Annotated in this window: 4 protein-coding genes; all 4 read right to left on the reverse strand. The window is 69.6% G+C overall.

What is annotated here, in order from left to right:
• Window positions 1-135: 135 nt before the first annotated feature.
• A complete protein-coding gene (locus tag ACFWF3_RS24790) occupies window positions 136-777 on the reverse strand; it encodes a hypothetical protein (RefSeq protein WP_378988990.1) in 642 nt (213 codons plus the stop codon).
• The gene (locus tag ACFWF3_RS24795; RefSeq protein WP_378626934.1) at window positions 774-1628 is read right to left on the reverse strand and encodes a MinD/ParA family protein; all 855 of its coding nucleotides are present in this window, start codon (window positions 1626-1628) and stop codon (window positions 774-776) included. Before ACFWF3_RS24795 ends, ACFWF3_RS24790 begins: the two co-directional genes overlap by 4 nt.
• A 9-nt stretch (window positions 1629-1637) precedes the next feature.
• Entirely contained in the window at window positions 1638-2828 is a 1191-nt protein-coding gene (locus tag ACFWF3_RS24800; protein WP_379315583.1) for a hypothetical protein, read from the reverse strand.
• A gap of 52 nt (window positions 2829-2880) precedes the next feature.
• Window positions 2881-4706, reverse strand: a 1826-nt coding sequence (locus ACFWF3_RS24805; RefSeq protein ID WP_379315585.1) for a cutinase family protein, incomplete at its 5' end; no start/stop codon positions are given.

Genomic DNA, 4706 nt, shown 5'->3' on the forward strand with positions numbered 1-4706 from the left:
GTGCCGTACGTGTCCTGCACGGCGAGGAGGAGCATGCTCATCGGGTGCCTTTCTCCCACAGTAAAGGTGTTGTGCCACAAACACTTCGACGACGACACACGTTTGTACACCACCGACCGGCGAACCGCCCGGCGTTCATGATCGACCCTGACCCGACGTGGGCGGGCCGAGACTGGTGCGGATCGCGGCGACCACATCGGTACCGAGGTCACCGATTTCGACCGGCACGTCGTCGAGCGGGTCGGGGCGGCGCTTCTTGACCGCCACCTCGTCGCCCGGCGACCACACCGGAAGCGCATCGGACTCCACCAGAGTCCATTCCTCGAACCACGGCACCTGCCAGACGTGCCCGGCCAGCGAGCCGACCACCTCCCGGTAGCGCCGGATCTCCGGTGCCATCCGGCCGGGGCGCGCGGCCACGGTGATCAGGCCGAGAACCAGCGCCGGGCCCGCGAGCCCGGCGTGATGCTGGCGCAGCAGATCGTGCGCACGGGTGAGTCCGGAGATGGTTTCCCTGGCGACCAGGACCACATAGGGGGATTCGCGGTCGAACACCCCGGGCCAGCGCCCGCGCGCGTCGGCGGCGGGGGCGAGCACATGCGACAGCGTGGTCGCGCCCGCGCCACCGTGCACGCCGAGCAACCACACCAGCGGCGCCCGGCCGACCCCTGGCACCGGGCGCTCCCAGATCTTGGCGCGCAGCGATTCTGGCGGCGCGACTACACCGGCGGGGACGTCCGGTTCACGACGACGACGAAGATTCATGGCTGCCGTCATGATGCCACCCCCGCGAGCAAGCTCGCATACGCCGAACGCGTCGTCTCGGCCAGCTCGGCGTGGCGGACGAGTTCTCCACGCGCGAGATGCGGATCGTAGGGAATCTCGACGACCTCGCGTACCCACCCCGACAGGTGCTCGCGCAAATGCTCCGCTACGCGCGAGTCGTCGTGCGAATACTGATGCGAGACAACGATAGTGGTGTCGGCGACCACACCGGCACCGTCGTCGCCGTAGTGGTCGTCGAGCCATTCCAGGGTCACGCGCAGCCGGTTGGCGGCGTCGACGCGGGCCGGGATGGCCAGCACCAGTGCGATATCGGCATCGTCGAGCAGGGGCCGCAGTTGCCGTCCGGCAATCGGGTTGCCGCCGTCGTAGACCGCGGTGTACCCACCGGTGTCCAGCGCCCGCGCGACAGTGAGAAATGTCGCGCGGCGGCGCAGTGGGGTCGCGTCCCGCCAGAGCAGCCCGAACCCGGAGGTGGAGCGGGACAGGCAGTCTTCCAGCGGTGCCGGTTCATCGTCGCCCCGGCCGTACACCCAGGACTGCAGGTTCACCGGGTGCAGGTGCTTGTCGGCCCCACGCAGCGCGATGTCGCTGCCCGCCGCGGTCGCGTCGACCGCCACTGTCGTCGCACCCGCGGTGACGAGCTCCGCGGCCAGGCCGAGCGCGGTCGTCGTGGTGCCCGCGCCGCCGCAGCCGCCGACCACCAGGATCGGCCTGCGAGTGCCGTCGCGGCGCTCACCGTTGCGACGCCGCAACCGCACCACCGGAGCCGGATCACGCGCCAGGTCATCGGACGGGTCCCCCTCGGGGGCCTCGTCGAGCCATCGGCTCCAATCGTCTGTCATCGCCTCTCCTTACCCTGCCGCGATGCCCGTGATGAGCGTGCGATCGCCGACCAGCGCTGTCCGCACCGATTGCTTGGTGTAGGTGGCCGGTGCGCCCGCGGGCCGGAACTCGGTGACCTCCACGGTGAACCGGTCGGCCGCGACGGTGGTGATCCGCACGCAGTGGGTGGTCCCCACCGGGATGGTGTCGATACCGCGCTGGATCACGGCGGCCGGCGAGACGTCGGCGTCGGGGGTGACCACCGCTCTGGCCTGCGCCCCCGATCGGGTCACGTAGTAGGCGTACTGGAAGGCGAGGACAGCGTCGGGGCCCGAGTCGGTGCCGCCCGCTTCGGCGCTGCGCAGCACGATCTCGGTGCGTTCGGTCGGGCACGAGCCCGCGGTGTCGGCGGTCAGGTTGCCCGCGGTGAAGTGCAGTGGCGGGGCGGCGTTGCGGGCGGTGTTGCTGTCGCCGCGCCCGAACAGCAGGAAGAACACCCCGGTCGCGGCGAGCACGAGCACGAGGACCGAGACCGCGAGAACCACCCACGTGCGCTGACGTTTCCGGTTCGCCCGCAGGGCACCGGAGGGCTCGAGCACACGGGCGTTGTCGTATTCGTCGGCGGCGGCCTCCGGCCAGGGGAACTGGACGAGTTCGGCGTCGTAGTCGTCGTCGGGGCCTGGTGCCGGTTCGGCGACCCAGTCCGACCAGCCGCCGGTGAAGTCGCTACGGCGTCCGGCAAGTTGCGCGGGAGGCGGTGGCGGGGGCTCGGGCGCATCCTCCGGTTCGGCCGGGTACGGCCGCTTGTCGCCTTCGGCCGCGCCCCAGCCCGCGGATTCGGTTGTCGTGTCATCGAACTCGGTGGCCCGACTGACGGGGTCACCATCTTTCGGCTCGGACTCGACGTTCCAGCCGTGCGGGTCGCCGGCAACTTTCGCCTGATGCCCCGTCTCCCCGCGCTGCGAGTCGCCGGTGGCGGTCGGCTGAAAGTCCAGGGCGAGGCTGAACGGTTCCGGCTGCCGATCCCCTGCCGTGGCGCGATCCGGCGCCGGCTCGGCGATCGGGGCGGCGCCGGGACTCGTCGAATATCGGTCGATGCTGTCGTCGTCGCCCGTCACCGGTTCGGTGGTGTCCGGACGCACAGGGGCACCGGTCTCGGTCTCGGCCTCGGGCTCCAGCGCCGAGTACCAGCGCGACAATTCGTTGTACGACTTCAACATTCCCCCCTTTCCACGGCGCCGGGCACAGTTCGCATCGAAGACCTCTCGGTGATCAGTTCACAGAGAACGGACGGGTGGTGGGTGCGGTGGTTACGGGTGTCGCGGCAGGCGGAGTCGTCGCGCCGCCGGATGAGGCGCCATCGGCTCCTGTCCCGAACGGAAATTGTCCCCCACCGGAGGGTTTGGTTGTCGTAGACGCGCCGGTCGGGCTCTGGAATATTCCCATACCACGCGAGTCGGACCCGCCGACCGGTACCGTTCCCTTCCCGGAAACGCCTGCCGCGTCGTGGGCGAGCGCGGCGAACCACCGGCCGACGTACTCCGTCGGGGTGGCGCCGTTCGCGCCGACGCCCATGCGCGAGTACGCGTCATGGCGTTGCAGCGTGTCCCAGTAGCGCACCCAGGTGGTGACGTCGAGGAGTTCGGCGTTGTCGGTCACATTCTGCTTGACCGCGGTGAACGCCTCGTTGACCAGCCGGATCCCGGTGGTCGGCGGCACCAGTTGCGGGACCGCGCCTGCCAGTTTCGTCCCGAGCAGCGTCAGTCCGGCCAGCGGATTCGACAGTGTGGCCGTGGCCAATTCGCTGATGCTCGCCGGGCTGATCACCGACTTCACCACGGTGGCGACGGCGTTCAGGCCGATCATGCCGACCTTCAGTAGCGCCTGATACGCGGCGTTCATGTCGAGCTTGCTGTTCGGGTCCGAGGCATCGGACACTCGCTGTGAGATCGACTTCTTCGGCGAGATCGACACGTCGGCCAGGGTGGCGCCGGAGATGTCCTCCTCGACCACCGCGGTGGCGGTTTCGATGGAGGTGAACGCCAGCGCCTGCGCGATCGAGGTCAACGAGCCGATCGGATCGCCGCCGGAGAGTTTCGACTGGCTCATGAGGTTGGTGACGGCGCGCACGATCGGCGCGCCCTGCGGTGCATCACACGCGAGATCGCCTGTGGCACAAAAGCTTGCGACACGACCGGTCAGTTTACCGAAGTCGTCGGTCTGCTCGCTCTGCGGGGCGAGCCCACCACCGGAGGCGACCCCTTGACGCACGGCACCGATGTTCGCCACCGCGTCGCCGGAGGTTCCCGGCGACGCCAGCGGTGCGGTCCGGTCGGGCGCGCCGGGAAACAGTGGCGCGTTCTCGGCACGGGTCGGGTCGGCGAACAACGCGACCGCGGCGACCTTGTCCGCGGGCAGTGCTCCGGTGCCCGCTCCGACCTCCTGGGCGAACAGCGAGGCGACGTGGGCACCTTGGGAATAGCCGACGACCGCGAACCGGGTGTCCGGGCAGCGCTGCGCCACCTGGGTCGCCATCGCGCGAAGTCGTTCCAGGCCCCCGGCCACCGATTCGGTGTACGGCACCGCGCCGCCCTGGACCGCACCGCCGAAACCGGCCTCATAGGGCACGTACGCACGATCGACGAGGCCCGGGTCGGCCGCACCGGCGAGCATCGGACGGAACACCGTCGACAGCATCCCGGTGTCGGTGCTGGGCGCCGCGTCGGGCGAGGACTCACCCGTGCCCTGAATTCCCAAGGCGTAGAGCGCCGGACACGCGGCGATGGATACGTGTGTAGACGGCGTGGTGGGTGTACCGTCTTCCGCGCCGGCCACCCCCGCCGTAACCGACAGCGAAGCGACGGTGAACGCGATCAGCGTCCCCGTGAGTCGTGTCGTGCACCGAGCCATATCGATCCGCATCACAGTCCGTTTCGGCTGACCAGTGGAGCGTTGAAACGCACTAAACCGTAACAGATTCCGGGTAACCCAACCGCTGCCCAAATCGGCCCTTTCGCTGCCCCCGGCAAACCCGATGCGACCAGCAACCTTTCGGCGATCACCTGGGCAGACAGCGGCCCGGGCACCCTCGCGAGGAG

This window comes from Nocardia sp. NPDC060220 (assembly GCF_042727815.1).
Classification (GTDB): Bacteria; Actinomycetota; Actinomycetes; order Mycobacteriales; family Mycobacteriaceae; genus Nocardia.